This window comes from Spirillospora sp. NPDC048823 (assembly GCF_043198445.1).
Taxonomy (GTDB): Bacteria; Actinomycetota; Actinomycetes; order Streptosporangiales; family Streptosporangiaceae; genus Spirillospora.
Window position 1 is genome coordinate 1 of sequence record NZ_JBICUT010000011.1, and the last position, 15,894, is coordinate 15,894.

The window sequence follows — 15,894 nt, forward strand, 5'->3', positions numbered from 1 at the left end:
ATCGCCATGGCCGCCCTCACCCGCGGCGGCCTCTGCCCACCCCTGCCCGGACGCCTATAACCCGATCAACGACCCACGGAAACGACACAAGGGCCTAACTTAGTCCAGGGTGAGGACGGAATCTTGTGGAAACTTCTCGTCGCCACCACCGACTGATCGCATGCCCATCCAATGGGGATTTCGCCAAGGTGACCGTTGGCCATAAGAGCAGCGTGGAGCGCTACACGAGTCGGAGCGTGGGTCGGGTGTCGGGCATTCCGAGGAGTTCGCGAACGTGGTTGGGGTGCCAGCAGAGTTCGTGAGCGAGTTTGCGGATGGTGAGGCCGGTCTCTTGTTCGGCGAGCTCGTACGCCTGTCGGAGCATCACTGGCTGCTCTCCGGGATAGTGAGCGACGGGCTCGGGAGCGAATCCTGGTTGGTGTCGGAGTGCGCGGAGGCGTTGGTAGGCGCGGCTGGTGGTGGCGTCTGAGATCAAACCAAGCTCTCTGCATCTGTAGATCAAGGAGTCGACGGAGACGCCCCAGGTGCCGGACAGTGTCGCGAGCTGAGCGAGATCGAGGCGTGAAGGTAGGAGCGGCAGGATGCTCTTGCGGGGGGTGAGGAATTCGGCAGCAAACGCGTCGGCTTCACGTTCCTGCTGCTGGTCACCTCTAGAGGTGGCGTGCAGAACGAGGTGGCCGAGTTCGTGTGCCCCGCTGAATCGGTAGCGGTACACGTCGTCAGTGCGGTTGGTGGTCAAGACGATCAGCGGGCGGGGCAGCCCGGCATTGGCGAACGCGTCCACTTTCGTAGCGACCCTGTTCTCCTGTGGCGCCACGACCACGATGCCGTGACCCTCAAGTTGCCGGGTCAGGTGTCGGACCGGTCCATCGCCGAGACCCCAGATCATTCGGAGTTCTCGGGCGGCTCCTGCGGGGTCGCCGGGCAGATCCGTGCCAGGGTGGACTTCTCCTCCTGCGAAGCCCGGTAGATCGACCAGCGGGAGCTGGACTCGTCGTTCCAGCGCGTGGGTCAGCTCCCAGATCTGCTCAGCGAACACAAGGGCACGGTCGCGTTGCGCTCCCGAAGTGGAGCGCAACGCGCGGAAATGAGCCATGGACAAGTCGACGGGGGCCATGGGGCGTCCTGCAGCGAAGAACTGAACCGGGACATCGAGTGTCTCGGCCAGGCGAGGAAGCACATCAGGTCGGGGCCTGGTGCTGCCGGTCTCGTACTGGCCGACTGCGGCTGGCGAGACCCCGATCCCCTCGGCGACCTGCTTCTTGGTCATGCCAGCCAGCCGACGAGCCTGAGTGAGTCGTGGAGCGTAGAACGCTTCCCACACCGCCTTGGGCGTGATGGCCGTATCGGTCCCTGGGATTGGCGGCTGATCAGTCTTCATCTCTCTCAACGGCGTCGGCTTGATCGTCTTCAGATTCTGTCCTCGGAGGTACCTTGCCATGCCGATCAGCTTCCGAACGAGCCGACATGGTGATTGAAGGTACGTCTCCTGAGGAGAAGCCGTCCTGGTCAGACCCCTGCTGCGCTGCCTCGCTCAAGGTGATGGGCGCAGTGGCCAGCTCGGAGCACTCAGTGATCCAGCGCATGTGCCCCGCCTCATCCAGCAGAGTCGCCTGACCCCACCAGGCCCGTTGGAGACCGGACAGGTTCATGGCGTAGGGGATGAGGACAAGCGAGGGTCGCGGGGCACGCAGAGCGAGCTCGGCGAGCGTCCGGCGCAGCTCAATGCCCGGAACCTCCATGCCCTCGAAGGTGTCCTCCACCCACTGGCCCTGCTGTGGTTCAGTGAGCTTGAAGAGCTCTCGGATGACACGGGAGAGCTTCGGCTTCGGCCACCGGTCGCCGGGCTCGGCGCCCTTCTTGAGGTCGATCTGGTACGGGTACAGGAGCACGTTGTGGACGAGTGCCAGCTCGTAGAAGACGCCGTCCACCGACACCTGCTCAGTGCCTTCGATGTCCAGAGCGACGATCTGCTCGACGAGCCGCTCGAACTGGTTGGTCATCCGGGAACTACCGGCGGTGAACTTCTTGCTGGAGCGGCCTGCCGTATGGCTGTCGCGCATCGCTTCCTGAGTCTCAGCGAGCGCGGCTTCGATCGCTACCCGAATCGCGCTGGCGTCCTCGCCGAACAAGTCTACAGCCCAGGCCGGTTCTGAAGCGTCCACTTTTACTGCCCCTCTTCACTCGGCGCGAGGTCTGAGTGTATCCCAATCGCTTCAGTCGATCACACAAAACTTGCATTATTGCTTCATCGGTGCCGACGTCGGCCTGGCTCGGATATCTGGGTACCTCAGTGCCGCTCGCTGCCGCCGGGGGTATGCGGTCGCCGGCCTCGGGTTCGGCAACGAACCATGAAGACCGTCAGGCCGGGCGAGCGGCCCGAGCAGCTGACCACCGCCGAGCGCGAAGAGCTCAAGCGGGTGCGCAAAGAGAACAGCGAGCTGAAGCGGCCAACGAGATCTTGAAGGCCGCCTCCGCGCTCCGAGGCGTGGAGCAAGCGGAGCCAGGCAAGACGGGGTGGCGCGGTGACGGCCACGCCGAGGGTCCTGCCGTTGTGTCCCCAGGCTTCGGCGGCTCGGCGTGCTCGGGTGCAGTTGAGCCTGGTGGTCGCTGCGGTGAAGGCGGTGCGCACCCGTTCACGGGTGTTGAGGCCACTGCCGCGAGCGCGGCGGCCGCCGGGGTGGAGCCGGGGCCGATGAAGTCGGCCAGGTCGGCGTTGATCGGGTTGGTGAGCGCACCGCCACTCAGGGGTGCTGATGCCCAGACTTCCGCGCCCGCCTCGTCGGCTCGGTGATGGGGCCGACGCCGCGGAGGGCTTGGGCGAGAGCCGCGATCTGGACGAGGTCACCGGGAGCTGGATCTCCCGTTCGGCGAAGCGAGTTCCTGAGCTGTCATCAGCGAGTTGCCTGTCGTGAGCCTTCGCGCCGCCGCCTCGACCACTCGCCGCTCGGCGCCGGACAACCGTTGGGTAAGCCCGGGAGGCCCGGCGCCCCGTGGCCGCTCGGCACCGGGAGCTACGCTCTGCGAGCCAAGGCCAACGAAGACCGTGATCGGTTGCTATTGAGGGGCGCGGGCAGGCATGCCCTTGGCCGAGACATGCGCTGATGGCAGGCGACAGGGCAACCTTGACATCACCTGATTGAAGGACTTGTGCCAACCGGTACCTATGCCGATTACGCGTTTCAGTCACCGGGTCTCACGGCGGAGGCTACTCTCTTGAGTTGCCTCAGCGAGATGAGAAAACGCGCATAGCGCCAGAAACCTCGCAATGATTGCGTGGTTGAGCATGAATCCGGGAGGAAGTGTCCTATGGCGGCTGGTCCATCGCAGGATTCCATGATCAAGATGTCTGACGAGCACCTCGATCAAGTGCTGGCCGATCTGGCGGTGGTCGTTGAGCAGTTCAGAGCTGAGTACCTGGAGGTGGACTCGCTCGCCGAGCGGTTGGACGACGAGGCCGAGCGACGGTTGGAAGAGCGCGTTGCCAACAGGATGGCAGGTACCACTGATATTACGGCCATCCCTCTTCCGCAGGATACGCTCCTTTCGTTGCGGTGCAAACTGGCTCAAGAAAGTTCCCGGCAACATCGCGAGGCGTTCCGTGGCCTCGTCGCCTGGTGGGCAGACGCAGCCATGATCGCTGTTCTGTTCACCGCTCATGGCCGGAAGCCTAATGCCGTTCGCGTTGCTGCAGGCGATCCCTATTCGTGGTTGACAGATGAAGATATGAAGCATCTTCCCAAAATCCCTGAGCACGACCGCAATCTTGCCGAGTTGGGGATGGTTCTCGCCGACGGGCCAGCCCTCCCCGGTGATCCGCGTTCTGAGGATTTCGCGGCGAAGACACAGGAGCACATCGAGAGCCTTGGCCTAACGGTCCAGACGGGACCAGGCGGAGAGCCGACACTTGTTGAGGACGGTTTCCCCGAAGCACGCCGACGTCGGCTTTGGGGCCGCGACTGGCAGGAACATCGCATGCCGCTGCTAGTGGAAACCACAGAGCTTACAGAGTTCCTCACGCAGCGCGGGGTTCCAACGGAGACTGTCGATGCGATCTCGAAAGTATCTACCTCCGTCGAAGCAGTGCGCGAGACCAAGATCAGAATTGCCAAGCTGGAGGCCCAGCTTCAAGAGGAGGAACTCAGCGGAGACGCGGAAAAAGCGGCCATGACTGAAATCGATCAGTCGTTGTCTGCGTCAGACGCCACGGCTGATCGCCTTATCGACTACGCGCAGACCCTCACAGCGAGCCTTCCGGCCATACGCGGATCCAGATCCGAACGAGCGTGACTGGGGTGATTGCCGCCGATTTCAGAGCAGCTGCCTATCGGGCAACTTTCCTAAGCGCTTGTTTGGCCAGATGTCGATTGTCAACGCTGTTCCACCAAGGGTGGCCGTTGAGCTCTTCAACCAGCCGTAGGCGCTCCCGTCGGGCAGTCGAGAGTTCAGATTCCTGACGTGCGGTGATCTCTGCGCGGCCATCTGCGATATCGGCGGACCGCGGGAGGGCTCCAGAGATTCGTTCGCACTGCTCATCAGCTAGTTGATAAGCGCCCTGTGCGGCTATGAGATCGCCGGGTATGTAGTATCCATCCATCTCCCGAGTCGTGGTGAATTGCGTCAAGGGCGGCTCAGAGATCCAGTCAGAGGCGTCGATCGGATCGCCGTTGTCACGAGGGCGGGCAAGTTCGACACGGATTCCGGCGTCCTCCCCGTAGTAACACGCGGGGTCGCGCGCCTTCGGGACGGGCGCAGGGCCCTCGCGCCCCAGCGCTTTGCCTTGGCTGGCTCCTGGCGATGCCTCTGGGCGGCCTTGGAGGAACTCTTCTTTGTCCGCGGGGGTGACCCACATGTGCCACCCGCGTCGGCCGTCGGAGCGCTCGAAGTAGAGCGGAACGAGTTCGCCGGCGGCCGTCCGGTAGATCACATCGTCGTAGTACAAGCCAGCGGTTGCTTCCCACACACCATGGCGGCCGCCGCAGCGTCCACGACCCTGGTTCGGGCACGGCTGAGGGTTGCTCCAGTCGCAGGTCATCAGGCGAAGCGTCTTCACGCCGCCGCGCACGGGGAGCGCTTCGCGGCTGCCGATGTCTCTCCAGTTGAAGACGCTCAACCGCGCCCAGGGTGCACGGTCAATGGGGATCGCGTTCTCATCGTTGACCAGCCACAACGGGATCAGCGCGTCCGCGTGGGCGACACGGGTCCGCTTGTCCACCGAGCCGCCGGCGATGGCGGACAGTTGGATCTCGTAGCCGATCTCTTTACCCTTGTCGCCTTTGACGACCACATCGGTGCGCCGGCGGCCATGCCTGGGCCGATCCTCTACATGGGCGGTGAAGCCTTCACGGTCGGCGGTCCTCGCCGTGTACTCCTTGAGAGCCTTATGAAGATCGCTCTCGTTCTTCGTCTTCCTGAGTTCGCCGATGTTGACATGCATCGCGTGCGGACACCCATTGAGCTTCCGGATCGTCATGAACCCGGGACACGCGCGACCACCATGTTCATATGCGTCAACGCAGTACAGCAAGTCAGGCATGTAGTTGCGGTACAGCTCATCGAGGAGACCTGGGCGGTCGGGATGCCCCAGATCGTCTTCGGTGAGGTTGAGCTCGATGCCGTAGCCCCGATGGAAAACGGTATGGGTCACACCTCCACAATAGGTACAACCCCTGACATTTCAATGAGACGCTGCGACGTGGCGTGTGCGCGACGCCCTGTGCGTCAGCACCGGCATGTGGATACCCGACATTGATCACGCCCGATGAAGATCAACTGGGGCCGCGGTGCTGGAGGAAAATGCGCGGGTCAAATGCCGGCGGCTTGACCGGTTCCACCGTGAAACCTCGGTTCGCGATGGTGACGAAGGAGCGGCTTCCTGCCAGCCGGAACCGCAGGACATGGTGAATCCCTTCAGCTGGAGACCTTCGAGTCCACCGGTGACACCGACGCCGATCGTGAGTACAGGCAGTCCGTCCAACGTCGATTCGCCGAGTTGACGGCCACCCGGCGCGCTAAGCAAGGCGAACTCGACCAACTCAACGCCGAAAACCCTCCAGCCGGTGACGACGCCGATCTGCTCGGCTCCATCCCACAGCTGCCGCTCAAACTTTCAGAGCTACCCGAGGAACTGGAGCGACGACTTCTCGACGCCTTCCAGTTGCAGATCCGCTACAACCGGACCCGCCACGAAGCCACGTTCCGTGTGACCGTGCGAGAAGATACGCTGAAGATGCTCACCAGAGCCACAGAGAGCGTCACAGAGCGAGGATCTGAAATGCCGAGGGATCACGACCAACAGCGAGACCGGTCGTTCCCATCTTCTGGGTGCCCCCTGCAGGATTCGAACCTGCGCACACGGCTCCGGAGGCCGTTGCTCTATCCCCTGAGCTAAGGGGGCCCTGCGCCCTCGGGCGGCGCGGTAGAAGGTTACCAGGGTTGGCAGGGTGACGCGCACGTGGGCGTTCGCCGTGCGTGTGGGGTGGGAGTGGGCTAACTTCGAGGCCGTGACCGAGCCACTGGGACGCGTGCTGGTCGTCGATGACGACGAGGTGATCCGCCAGCTCATCGCCGTGAACCTGCAACTGGAGGGGTTCGAGGTGGCGACCGCGGTGGACGGCCAGGACTGCCTGGAGAAGGTGGCGGACGTCAGCCCGGACGTGATCACGCTTGATGTGATGATGCCGCGGCTGGACGGATGGGTCACCGCGATCAGGTTGCGGGAGGATCCCGGGACGGCGCACATCCGGGTCGTGATGATCACCGCCAGGGCGCAGGAGCATGATGTGCGGCGGGGGCATGAGATCGGTGTGGACGCCTACGTGACCAAGCCGTTCGACCCGAACCAGCTGATCCAGACGGTGCGGAAGCTCGCCACTGTGTCCAGATAATGGTCGGATAGTCTCACCAGGGTGACTCCAGGCGATGTCGGTGATGCCCTTGTGCGCGCGGTGCGGGACGCCGTGGCGCAGGGTGAGCTTGATGTTCGGGTGCCTGAGAGTGTGGTCGTTTTCAGCCGGGGTCCCGGAGTTTACGAGAGTCCCGTGGCGCTGAAGCTCGGGGTTGATCCGGGGGTCATCGCGCGCCGTGCCGGGGGTGTCGTGACAGGGCGCGGGTTCGTGCGGGTCGTGGTTCCAGCGGCCGACGTGGTGGAGGCCGTTGCCAGGTTTCGCGGTGGGCCGGTGCCCGAGGGTGGATGGAACGAGTGGCCCCGGACGTTTGAGAATCCGGGGTTTTCGGTGCGTTATGCCTATGCGCGGGCTTGCTGGGTGGGGCGCTGGGCTTCTGAGCTTGGGGTCTGGGCAGAGCGTCCTCGGGATTTCGCGCCTGAGGAGCTTGAGCTTGTGGGGACGTTGGGGGACGTGCCGGGGCGCGCCGCACAGGCGGAGCGGGAACGGGATGCAAGGCCGCTGATGTTTTGTTTGGAGAGAGTGGCCGGGGCGTACCACGACGTCCATGAGCGGTGTCCTGCCGTGCCCAGGGGTGATGAGGAGCCCGGGACGGTGCATGCCGGGCGGGTGGGCTTGGCGGAGGCCGTGAAGGTCGTCCTCGGCAACGGGCTGAACGTTATTGGTGAGACCCCTAGAGAGCGGATATGAGTCGAGTACATCCAGCTGGGCCCCTGCACGCTGACGTTTTGCCGGAGGACCATCCGGTGGGGCCTGCGGACGATCTGAATGCGCTGGAGCCAACGGTCTGGCCGCGCAGCGCCAAGCGGGACGGGGGCGTTCTCACCGTCGGTGGTGTCGACGTCCGGGATCTCGCGCGGGAGTACGGGACGCCTCTTTTCGTCTATGACGAGGAGGACGTGCGGAGCCGGGCCAGGGAGTATGCGGCGGCGTTCCATGACGGGGACGTGCACTACGCGGGCAAGGCGTTTCTGTGTGCGGCCGTGGCGAAGTGGCTGAACGAGGAGGGGCTCGGGCTCGATGTGTGCAGTGGCGGCGAGCTTGCCATTGCATTGGCGGCCGGGTTCCCCACGGAGCGCATCACGTTGCATGGAAGCAACAAGGCGTCCTGGGAGATTGAGAAGGCCCTCGAGGTAGGGGTTGGGCGGATCGTGCTCGATTCGTTCGAGGAGATCGCCCGCGTGGGGTACATCGCCCAGGAGAAGGGCGTCCGGGCCAAGGTGATGGTGCGCGTCACCACGGGTGTTGAGGCGCACACCCATGAGTTCATCGCGACCGCCCATGACGACCAGAAGTTCGGGTTCTCCAGGAATTCCGGGGCCGCCCTTGAGGCCGTGCGCCGGGTGCTGGGGCTGAAGCAACTTGAACTGGTGGGGCTGCACAGCCATATCGGGTCGCAGATCTTCGAGGTGGACGCGTTCGAGGTGGCCGCGCACCGGCTGGCCGGGCTGCTGGTGGCCATCCGGGACGAGCACGGGGTCCAGCTTCCGGAGCTGGACCTCGGCGGCGGGTACGGGATCGCGTACGTGCCGGGGGAGGAGCCCCATGACCCGAAGTCGATCGCGGACGCGTTGCGGGACATTGTGGTGCGCGAGTGCCGGGCGTACGGGCTGACGGTGCCGCGGCTGACGGTGGAGCCGGGGCGGGCGATCGTGGGTCCCGCGGGCGTCACGCTGTACGAGGTCGGGACGGTGAAGGACGTCGAGGGCCTGCGCACGTACGTCTCGGTGGACGGGGGGATGAGCGACAACCTGCGGACGGCCCTGTACGGCGCCGAGTACACCGGGGTGCTGGCCAGCAGGTCGTCTGAGGCACCGCCCATGCTCAGTAGGCTTGTCGGCAAGCACTGCGAAAGCGGCGACATTGTGGTGCGTGACCTGTGGTTCCCCGAAGATCTTGCGGCGGGGGACCTGGTGGCGGTCGCCGCGACCGGTGCGTACTGTCGATCGATGGCCAGTAACTACAACTTCGTCCCGAAGCCGGCCGTGGTGGCGGTGCGGGACGGCAGGTCACGCGTGATCGTCCGCCGGGAGAGCGCGGAGGACCTGTTGCGGCTCGATGCGGAGGTCGAAGCGTGAAACCCGGACTGCGCGTGGCCCTGCTCGGATGCGGGGTGGTCGGCACGGAGGTCGTCCGGCTGCTGAACGAGCAGGCGGACGACCTGGCCGCGCGTGTCGGGACGCCGCTGGAGCTGGCGGGGATCGCGGTGCGGCGGCCCGACCGGGTGCGCGAGGGCATCGGCCGAGAGCTGCTGACGACGGATGCGCAGGGCCTGGTGACGAGGGACGACGTCGACATCGTCATCGAGGTGATCGGCGGTATCGAGCCGGCCAGGACGCTGATGCTGGAGGCGATGAAGGCCGGCAAGTCGGTCATCACGGCGAACAAGGCGCTGCTGGCCGAGGACGGGGCGACGCTGTTCGCGGCGGCGAGGGAGTACGGCGCCGACCTGTACTACGAGGCGTCCGTGGCGGGGGCGATCCCGCTGCTGCGGCCGTTGCGGGAGTCTCTGGTCGGCGACCACGTGCATCGGGTGCTCGGCATCGTGAACGGCACCACGAACTACGTCCTCGACCAGATGGACACGCATGGTGCGGGGTTCAACGAGGCGCTCGAAGAGGCGCAGGCGCTGGGTTACGCGGAGGCCGACCCGACGGCCGATGTGGAGGGTTTCGACGCGGCGGCCAAGGCGGCGATCCTGGCGCAGCTCGCCTTCCACACTCCGGTGACGGCCGCGGACGTTCACCGGGAGGGCATCACCGAGGTGAGCGCCGCGGACGTGGCGGGCGCCCAGGGGATGGACTGCGTCGTCAAGCTTCTCGCCATCTGCGAGCGGGTTCCTTCGGAGGACGGCCGCAACGGCCGTGGCGTGTCGGTTCGCGTGTATCCGGCGATGATTCCGCGGTCGCATCCGCTGGCGAGCGTCCGCGAGGCGTACAACGCGGTGTTCGTGGAGGCGGAGTCGGCCGGTTCGCTGATGTTCTATGGCGCGGGTGCCGGTGGAGCGCCGACGGCGTCGGCGATTCTCGGTGACCTGGTCGCGGTGGCGCGGAACGTCGCCGGCGGTACGCCCGGACCGGTCGAAGTGACGTACGCCAAGCTTCCGGTACTGCCGATGGGCGAGACGGTCACGCGCTACTACATCCAGGTGGACGTGACCGACGAGGCCGGTGTCCTGGCCACGGTCGCCGAGGAGTTCGCCAGGCACGGCGTCTCGATCCAGGCCGTCCGGCAGGTCGGGCTGGGCGAGGAGGCGCAACTCGTCGTCGTGACGCACCGGGCACCGGACGCGGCGTTGTCGGCGACGGTGGCGGGGCTCCGCGGGCTCGACATCGTCCGCGAGGTGGCGAGCGTCATGCGCGTCGAGGGCGAGGAGTGAGCGACCGGTAGAATCCGGTCAACATCGCAGGTCATCCGAGGAGATCGACTTGAATCCGAACGCCCGCGCGTGGCGTGGCCTTATCGAGGAATACCGCGACCGGCTTCCGGTGACGGACGCGACGCCGGTCGTCACGCTGCTGGAGGGCGCTACCCCGCTCCTGCCCGCCGGCCGCCTGTCCCAGCTGACCGGCTGCGAGGTGTTCCTCAAGGTGGAGGGCGCCAACCCGACCGGGTCGTTCAAGGACCGCGGGATGACGCTGGCGATCAGCAAGGCCGCCGAGGACGGCGCCAAGGCGGTGATCTGCGCCTCGACCGGCAACACGTCCGCGTCCGCCGCCGCCTACGCGGTGCGTGCCGGGATGACCTGCGCGGTCCTCGTCCCCAACGGCAAGATCGCGATGGGGAAGCTGGCGCAGGCGCTCGTGCACGGGGCCCGGCTGCTGCAGGTCGACGGCAACTTCGACGACTGTCTCGAACTGGCGCGGAAACTGTCGGTCGACTACCCGGTCGCGCTCGTCAACTCGGTCAACAAGTACCGGCTGCAGGGCCAGAAGACGGCGGCGTTCGAGATCGTCGACGCGCTCGGCGACGCCCCCGACGTCCACTGCCTGCCCGTCGGGAACGCCGGCAACATCTCCGCGTACTGGATGGGGTACAAGGAGTACGCCGCAGACAAGGAGGCGTCCAGGACGCCGCGCATGCTCGGTTTCCAGGCGAGCGGGGCCGCGCCGTTCGTGAAGGGCGAACCCGTCCTGAAGCCGCAGACCATCGCCACCGCGATCAGGATCGGCAACCCCGCGTCCTGGGATCTCGCCATCGCCGCGCGGGACGAGTCCGGCGGCGCCATCGCGTCCGTGACCGACAGGCAGATTCTGGCCGCCTACAGGCTTCTCGCCAGGGAAGAGGGGGTCTTCGTCGAGCCCGCCTCTGCGGCGAGTGTCGCGGGCCTTCTGCAGGCGAGTGAGCAGGGTGGTGTCGAGCCCGGTTCCAAGGTCGTCTGCACGGTGACGGGCAACGGCCTCAAGGACCCCGACTGGGCCATCTCCGGTGCGCCTGCCCCGACCATCATCAAGGTCGATGCGCACTCCGCCGCGTCCGAGCTCGGTCTCACCTGAGGTGGGCTGGACGGAAGGGCCGGTGCTCGTCCGGGCCCCGGCCACCAGCGCCAACCTGGGCCCCGGGTTCGACTCGCTCGGCCTCGCGCTGAGCCTGCACGACGACGTCGAGGTCGAGGTGACCGGCGGTGGGCTGTCCATCGAGGTGGACGGCGAAGGGGCGGAGACCGCCGACCGGGGCGAGCGGCACCTCATCGTCAGGACGCTGCACCGCACCTTCGGCGTGCTGGACGAACTGGCCGGATCCGGTCCCGGCCGGCCGCCGGGGCTCCGGTTGCGATGCCGCAACCGGATCCCGCACAGCCGCGGGCTCGGCTCGTCGTCCGCCGCGACCGTCGCCGGGATCGTCGCCGCCCGCGCGCTGCACCCCGCGGGCAAGCTGCTCGACGACGACGCGGTGCTGCGTCTGGCCACCGAGACCGAGGGGCACCCCGACAACGTCGCGCCGTGCCTCGCCGGCGGTCTGACCATCGCCTGGACGACGCCGGGCGGCCCGCGGCTCGTGCGCCTGGAATCGCAGGTCAAGCAGGTCGTGGCGTTCATTCCCGAGCAGCGGCTGGCGACCGAGCGGGCGCGGGGGCTGCTGCCGGGGACCGTCCCGCACCGCGACGCCGCCGCCAACGCGGGACGCGCCGCGCTGCTCATCGCGGCGCTCACCGGCGGGCTGGACGCCGGCGTCCTGCTGGACGCGACGGAGGACCGGCTGCACCAGGACTACCGCGCTCCCGCGATGCCGGAGTCCGCCGCACTGGTCAGGAGCCTGCGCGCGGCGGGAGTGCCGGCGGTGATTTCCGGGGCGGGTCCTACTGTCCTGGCCTTCACAAGCGCATCACAAGTTGATTCGATGGCTCTCGGAGTGGGTAATGGGTGGCTCAAGCACCCATTGGACGTCGCGACCCGCGGCGCACGCGTCCTGACCGGATGATCGGGGTTCCGGTCCTGATGGCGGCACCGGGGGCGGGGCCCGTCGCGGCCCCCGCCCGGCTCAGGTCCCGGCATGATCCCGCTAGGTAAAATGCGAAGACATCGACCTCTGGGGAATAGCAGTGCGGCCTGGTGATGTTAGGCTGAATGCCGCACCAGATGCCCCGTTCGGGGCAGCGTGCTCGTCAGCCGCGCGTCGCCTGTCCGGCCCTCCGGCCGTATCGGTCCCGCGTACAAGGCTTCCCGACACCGTGACAACCCGTTGTCCGGCATTCCAGCGAAACTTCGGACGTGGCGGTACCGGGAACACGCACGAGCGAACCGTTCCGTCCACCATCTGGCTGCGCCCAGAACACGCAGATCCCGGCCCCACCGTGATCAGCGGAGCCCGTTCCGGCGCCCCCGCCGGGCCGCAACATCGGGTCGACTGGCCGGAAACCGGCCAACGCCCGCGCCCTGGGAAGGACCCTTAGTGAGCGAATCCAGCGAACTCCTTACGGACGCATCAAGCACGGGACCCGCCGACGCCGCACCGGCCGGCGCGGAGTCCGCCACCCCCCGGCGCCGCCGGTCGGGCACCGGCCTGTCGGCCATGGTGCTGCCCGAGCTCAAGGCGCTCGCGTCCAGCCTCGGCATCACCGGTGTGACCGGGATGCGCAAGAGCCAGCTCATTGCCGCCATCCAGGAGAAGCAGGGCGGTCAGCAGCAGGGCTCGGCGGGGGGCGAGCAGGGAGCCGCTGCCTCGGTGAAGTCCGAGCGTCCCCGGCGCAGCCGGACCGCCGCGGCCAAGCACGAGGTGTCCGACGACCAGGTGACGATCGGCGAGGGCGAGCAGGCGCCCGCCGCCAAGCCGGCCGACGCGCAGGCCCCGGCCGCGGCGCAGGCCCCGGCAGACAAGCAGGCGGACGCGCAGGCGGACAGGACCGCCGAGAAGCCGGCCGACAAGCCCGAGAAGCAGGACCGGGCCGAGCGGCAGGGCGGCGGCCGGCAGCGGAACGACAGGCAGGATCGCGGGGGCCTCGAAGGACGCGGCGAGCGCGGTGAGCGGCAGGGCCGCGACCGTGACCAGGGCCGCGAGCAGAACGCCGAGGACGGCGAATCCCAGGGCGGACGCGACGGCGGCAGGGACGGGCGCGAGAACCGCGACGGCGGCCGTGACGGCCGTGAGGGGCGCGAGGGCGGCGGACGCCAGCGGCAGCGCGGCGGCCGGGAGCGCGGCGAGCGGGGCGAGCGGGGCGACCGCGGCGAGCGGGGCGACCAGGGCGGCGGCCGCCAGCGCGGCCAGAACCAGGGCGGCCAGGGCGGCCAGCACGGTCAGGGCGGCCAGGGCGGCCAGCACGACGATGACGACGGCAGCGGCAGGGGCCGGCGCGGGCGCCGGTTCCGCGAGCGCAACCGGGGCCGCGGCCGCGAGCGCTACGAGGAGCCGGTGATCACCGAGGACGACGTCCTGATCCCGGTCGCGGGCATCCTCGACATCCTCGACAACTACGCGTTCGTCCGCACCACCGGTTACCTGCCGGGCCCGAACGACGTGTACGTGTCGCTGGCGCAGGTCCGCAAGAACGGGCTGCGCAAGGGCGACGTCATCACCGGTGCGGTGCGGCAGGCCCGCGAGGGCGAGCGGCGCGAGAAGTTCAACGCGCTGGTGCGCCTCGACACCGTCAACGGGATGGAGCCCGACCAGGCCAAGGGCCGCGTCGACTTCAGCAAGCTGACTCCGCTGTACCCGCAGGAGCGGCTGCGGCTGGAGACCGACGCGGGCATCCTGACGACCCGGATCATCGACCTGGTGTCGCCGATCGGCAAGGGGCAGCGCGGCCTGATCGTGTCGCCGCCCAAGGCCGGCAAGACGATGGTGCTGCAGGCGATCGCCAACGCGATCACCAAGAACAACCCGGAGTGCCACCTGATGGTCGTCCTCGTGGACGAGCGTCCGGAAGAGGTCACCGACATGCAGCGGACGGTGAAGGGCGAGGTCATCCACTCGACCTTCGACCGTCCCGCCGAGGACCACACCACGGTCGCCGAGCTGGCGATCGAGCGCGCCAAGCGGCTCGTCGAGCTGGGCCACGACGTCGTCGTGCTGCTCGACTCGATCACCCGTCTGGGCCGCGCCTACAACCTGGCGGCGCCCGCGTCCGGACGCATCCTGTCCGGTGGTGTCGACTCGACGGCCCTGTACCCGCCCAAGCGGTTCTTCGGCGCCGCGCGCAACATCGAGAACGGCGGCTCGCTGACCATTCTCGCGACCGCGCTGGTGGAGACCGGGTCCCGGATGGACGAGGTCATCTTCGAGGAGTTCAAGGGCACCGGCAACATGGAGCTGAAGCTCAACCGGAGCCTGGCCGACAAGCGGATCTTCCCCGCGGTGGACGTGGACGCGTCCAGCACCCGCAAGGAGGAGATCCTCATGGCTCCGGAGGAGCTGCGGGTCGTGTGGCAGCTGCGCCGGGTGCTGCACGCGCTCGACACGCAGCAGGCGCTGGAGCTCCTCATCGAGAAGATGAAGGAGACCAAGTCCAACGCCGAGTTCCTGCTCCAGGTGCAGAAGACCACGGTCTCCGACGACCGCTGACCGAGAAGCCGCAGACGCCCCCGTCCGGATCGTTCCGGCGGGGGCGTCGGCGTTCCCGGGGCGAGCGCGTCAGTCGTCCTCGACGGCCCCCGTCGTGGCCACGTGCAGCGGGACCCCCGCGGCGCCGTAGCCTGGTCGGGCCGGCGGCCGGTCAGATGGACGACCGCCTTCTCCAGGTGGGTGCGCATCCGCTCCACCGCGTCGTCCATCGACCCCTCGGTGATGGCCGACAAGACCTCACGGTGCTCGCGGCCGAGCGCGGCCGGCGATGCCCACGCCGGCCGCAGCTGGGCGACGCACAGCCGGATCTCTCCGTCCAACGCCTGGTAGAGGCGGCTGAGCCGCTTACTGCCGACCGCCTCGACCAGCGCATTGTGGAACGCGCGGTCCGCCTCCACCACGTCGCTCCGGTGCGCCTCATGCGGCAGCTCCTCCATCTGCCGGGTGGCCTCCTCCGCCGCGGGGATCACCACCATCCGGCCGACAAGGGCCCGCACCGTCTGGCAGAGAGCCGCCGCGCCAGTCGTACTGGAGCCGGTGCAGACGGTCGCTTCCGTCGCCGGTGGACACCGGGTGACCGGCAGCGGAGGCCACGGGCAGTCGCCGGTCCAGCCAGGCGCGGCGTACGCCGGGCGCCCCGGTGATGTTCAGCTGACGCGGGGACGCGGCAACGTGCACGATCCGCCACGCCGGGATGTCGAGCCTGGCCAGCGCCTGGTCGACCAGGCTGGCGGATCCGCAGTCGTGGACATCGCGGCGTGTGAAGACGGCGGCGAACGCGCCGTCGAGGGGACGCAACGCCACGTGGACGAGTTCCGGATCCTCGTCCGAGGCGACCACCAGCCGGAACCCGGCGCGCGCGGCGAGTGCCACGGCGGGCGCCACGTCCGGATGCGGCCGGCAGGTGTGGAGGGCCTCGAAGCGCCGGCGCAGGTGGCAATGCCGACGATCGCCAGCCGATACCGGCCGATGCGGCGATCGGACGCGGTTC

12 protein-coding genes, 1 tRNA gene and 1 pseudogene are annotated in these 15,894 nt (G+C 67.7%); 8 read left to right on the forward strand and 6 right to left on the reverse strand.

From position 1 onward, the window contains the following. Positions 1-220 precede the first annotated feature (220 nt). Together ACGFK0_RS23965 and ACGFK0_RS23970 are read right to left on the reverse strand one after the other, a co-directional pair. Entirely contained in the window at positions 221-1,441 is a 1,221-nt protein-coding gene (locus tag ACGFK0_RS23965; RefSeq protein ID WP_392908288.1) for a helix-turn-helix domain-containing protein, read from the reverse strand. Then, positions 1,371-2,132 (reverse strand): hypothetical protein, encoded by a 762-nt coding sequence (locus ACGFK0_RS23970; RefSeq protein ID WP_392908291.1) that lies wholly within the window; start codon positions 2,130-2,132, stop codon positions 1,371-1,373. Before ACGFK0_RS23970 ends, ACGFK0_RS23965 begins: the two co-directional genes overlap by 71 nt. A 1,213-nt stretch (positions 2,133-3,345) precedes the next feature. On the opposite strand from ACGFK0_RS23970, the gene ACGFK0_RS23975 reads away from it, so the two are divergent. Then, positions 3,346-4,290 carry a hypothetical protein gene (locus ACGFK0_RS23975; protein WP_392908294.1) on the forward strand — a complete coding sequence of 315 codons (945 nt, stop codon included), beginning with the start codon at positions 3,346-3,348 and terminating at the stop codon, positions 4,288-4,290. Between the two features lie 34 nt (positions 4,291-4,324). On the opposite strand, the gene ACGFK0_RS23980 is transcribed toward ACGFK0_RS23975, so the two are convergent. Continuing rightward, on the reverse strand, positions 4,325-5,647 hold the full coding sequence (locus tag ACGFK0_RS23980; RefSeq protein WP_392908297.1) for a hypothetical protein: 1,323 nt from the start codon (positions 5,645-5,647) through the stop codon (positions 4,325-4,327). A 678-nt stretch (positions 5,648-6,325) separates the two neighbouring features. Then, positions 6,326-6,397, reverse strand: a tRNA-Arg gene (locus tag ACGFK0_RS23985). A gap of 127 nt (positions 6,398-6,524) precedes the next feature. Between ACGFK0_RS23985 and ACGFK0_RS23990 the strand changes: the two genes are divergently transcribed. From ACGFK0_RS23990 to rho, 7 genes are all read left to right on the forward strand, one after another. After that, positions 6,525-6,887, forward strand: a complete 363-nt coding sequence (locus tag ACGFK0_RS23990) for a response regulator transcription factor (RefSeq protein WP_392908831.1) — start codon at positions 6,525-6,527, stop codon at positions 6,885-6,887. A 21-nt stretch (positions 6,888-6,908) separates the two neighbouring features. Beyond that, positions 6,909-7,595 carry a DALR anticodon-binding domain-containing protein gene (locus ACGFK0_RS23995; protein WP_392908299.1) on the forward strand — a complete coding sequence of 229 codons (687 nt, stop codon included), beginning with the start codon at positions 6,909-6,911 and terminating at the stop codon, positions 7,593-7,595. Further along, complete coding sequence (gene lysA / locus ACGFK0_RS24000) at positions 7,592-8,983, forward strand: diaminopimelate decarboxylase (RefSeq protein WP_392908302.1); 1,392 nt, start codon at positions 7,592-7,594, stop codon at positions 8,981-8,983. Before ACGFK0_RS23995 ends, lysA begins: the two co-directional genes overlap by 4 nt. After that, positions 8,980-10,284, forward strand: a complete 1,305-nt coding sequence (locus ACGFK0_RS24005; protein WP_392908305.1) for a homoserine dehydrogenase — start codon at positions 8,980-8,982, stop codon at positions 10,282-10,284. Before lysA ends, ACGFK0_RS24005 begins: the two co-directional genes overlap by 4 nt. A 49-nt stretch (positions 10,285-10,333) precedes the next feature. Further along, complete coding sequence (thrC, locus tag ACGFK0_RS24010) at positions 10,334-11,401, forward strand: threonine synthase (protein ID WP_392908307.1); 1,068 nt, start codon at positions 10,334-10,336, stop codon at positions 11,399-11,401. Beyond that, complete coding sequence (thrB, locus tag ACGFK0_RS24015) at positions 11,364-12,326, forward strand: homoserine kinase (RefSeq protein ID WP_392908309.1); 963 nt, start codon at positions 11,364-11,366, stop codon at positions 12,324-12,326. The genes thrC and thrB overlap by 38 nt, the downstream gene beginning before the upstream one ends. A gap of 471 nt (positions 12,327-12,797) precedes the next feature. Next, the gene (gene rho / locus ACGFK0_RS24020; RefSeq protein ID WP_392908312.1) at positions 12,798-14,903 is read left to right on the forward strand and encodes a transcription termination factor Rho; all 2,106 of its coding nucleotides are present in this window, start codon (positions 12,798-12,800) and stop codon (positions 14,901-14,903) included. Between the two features lie 230 nt (positions 14,904-15,133). Here the strand turns inward: rho and ACGFK0_RS24025 are convergent. Together ACGFK0_RS24025 and ACGFK0_RS24030 are read right to left on the reverse strand one after the other, a co-directional pair. Next, a pseudogene (locus ACGFK0_RS24025) lies at positions 15,134-15,379 on the reverse strand (FCD domain-containing protein); the annotation flags it as partial. Beyond that, the gene (locus ACGFK0_RS24030) at positions 15,321-15,788 is read right to left on the reverse strand and encodes a hypothetical protein (protein ID WP_392908314.1); all 468 of its coding nucleotides are present in this window, start codon (positions 15,786-15,788) and stop codon (positions 15,321-15,323) included. The pseudogene ACGFK0_RS24025 and the gene ACGFK0_RS24030, both read right to left, overlap by 59 nt. Between the last annotated feature and the right edge of the window lie 106 nt (positions 15,789-15,894).

Bases quoted from the DNA above. Each gene is read 5' to 3' on its own strand.
- ACGFK0_RS23975 (WP_392908294.1), top strand. From the start codon at position 3,346: ATGTCTGACGAGCACCTCGATCAAGTGCTGGCCGATCTGGCGGTGGTC.
- ACGFK0_RS23965 (WP_392908288.1), bottom strand. From the start codon at position 1,441: ATGGCAAGGTACCTCCGAGGACAGAATCTGAAGACGATCAAGCCGACG.
- lysA (WP_392908302.1), top strand. From the start codon at position 7,592: ATGAGTCGAGTACATCCAGCTGGGCCCCTGCACGCTGACGTTTTGCCG.
- thrB (WP_392908309.1), top strand. From the start codon at position 11,364: ATGCGCACTCCGCCGCGTCCGAGCTCGGTCTCACCTGAGGTGGGCTGG.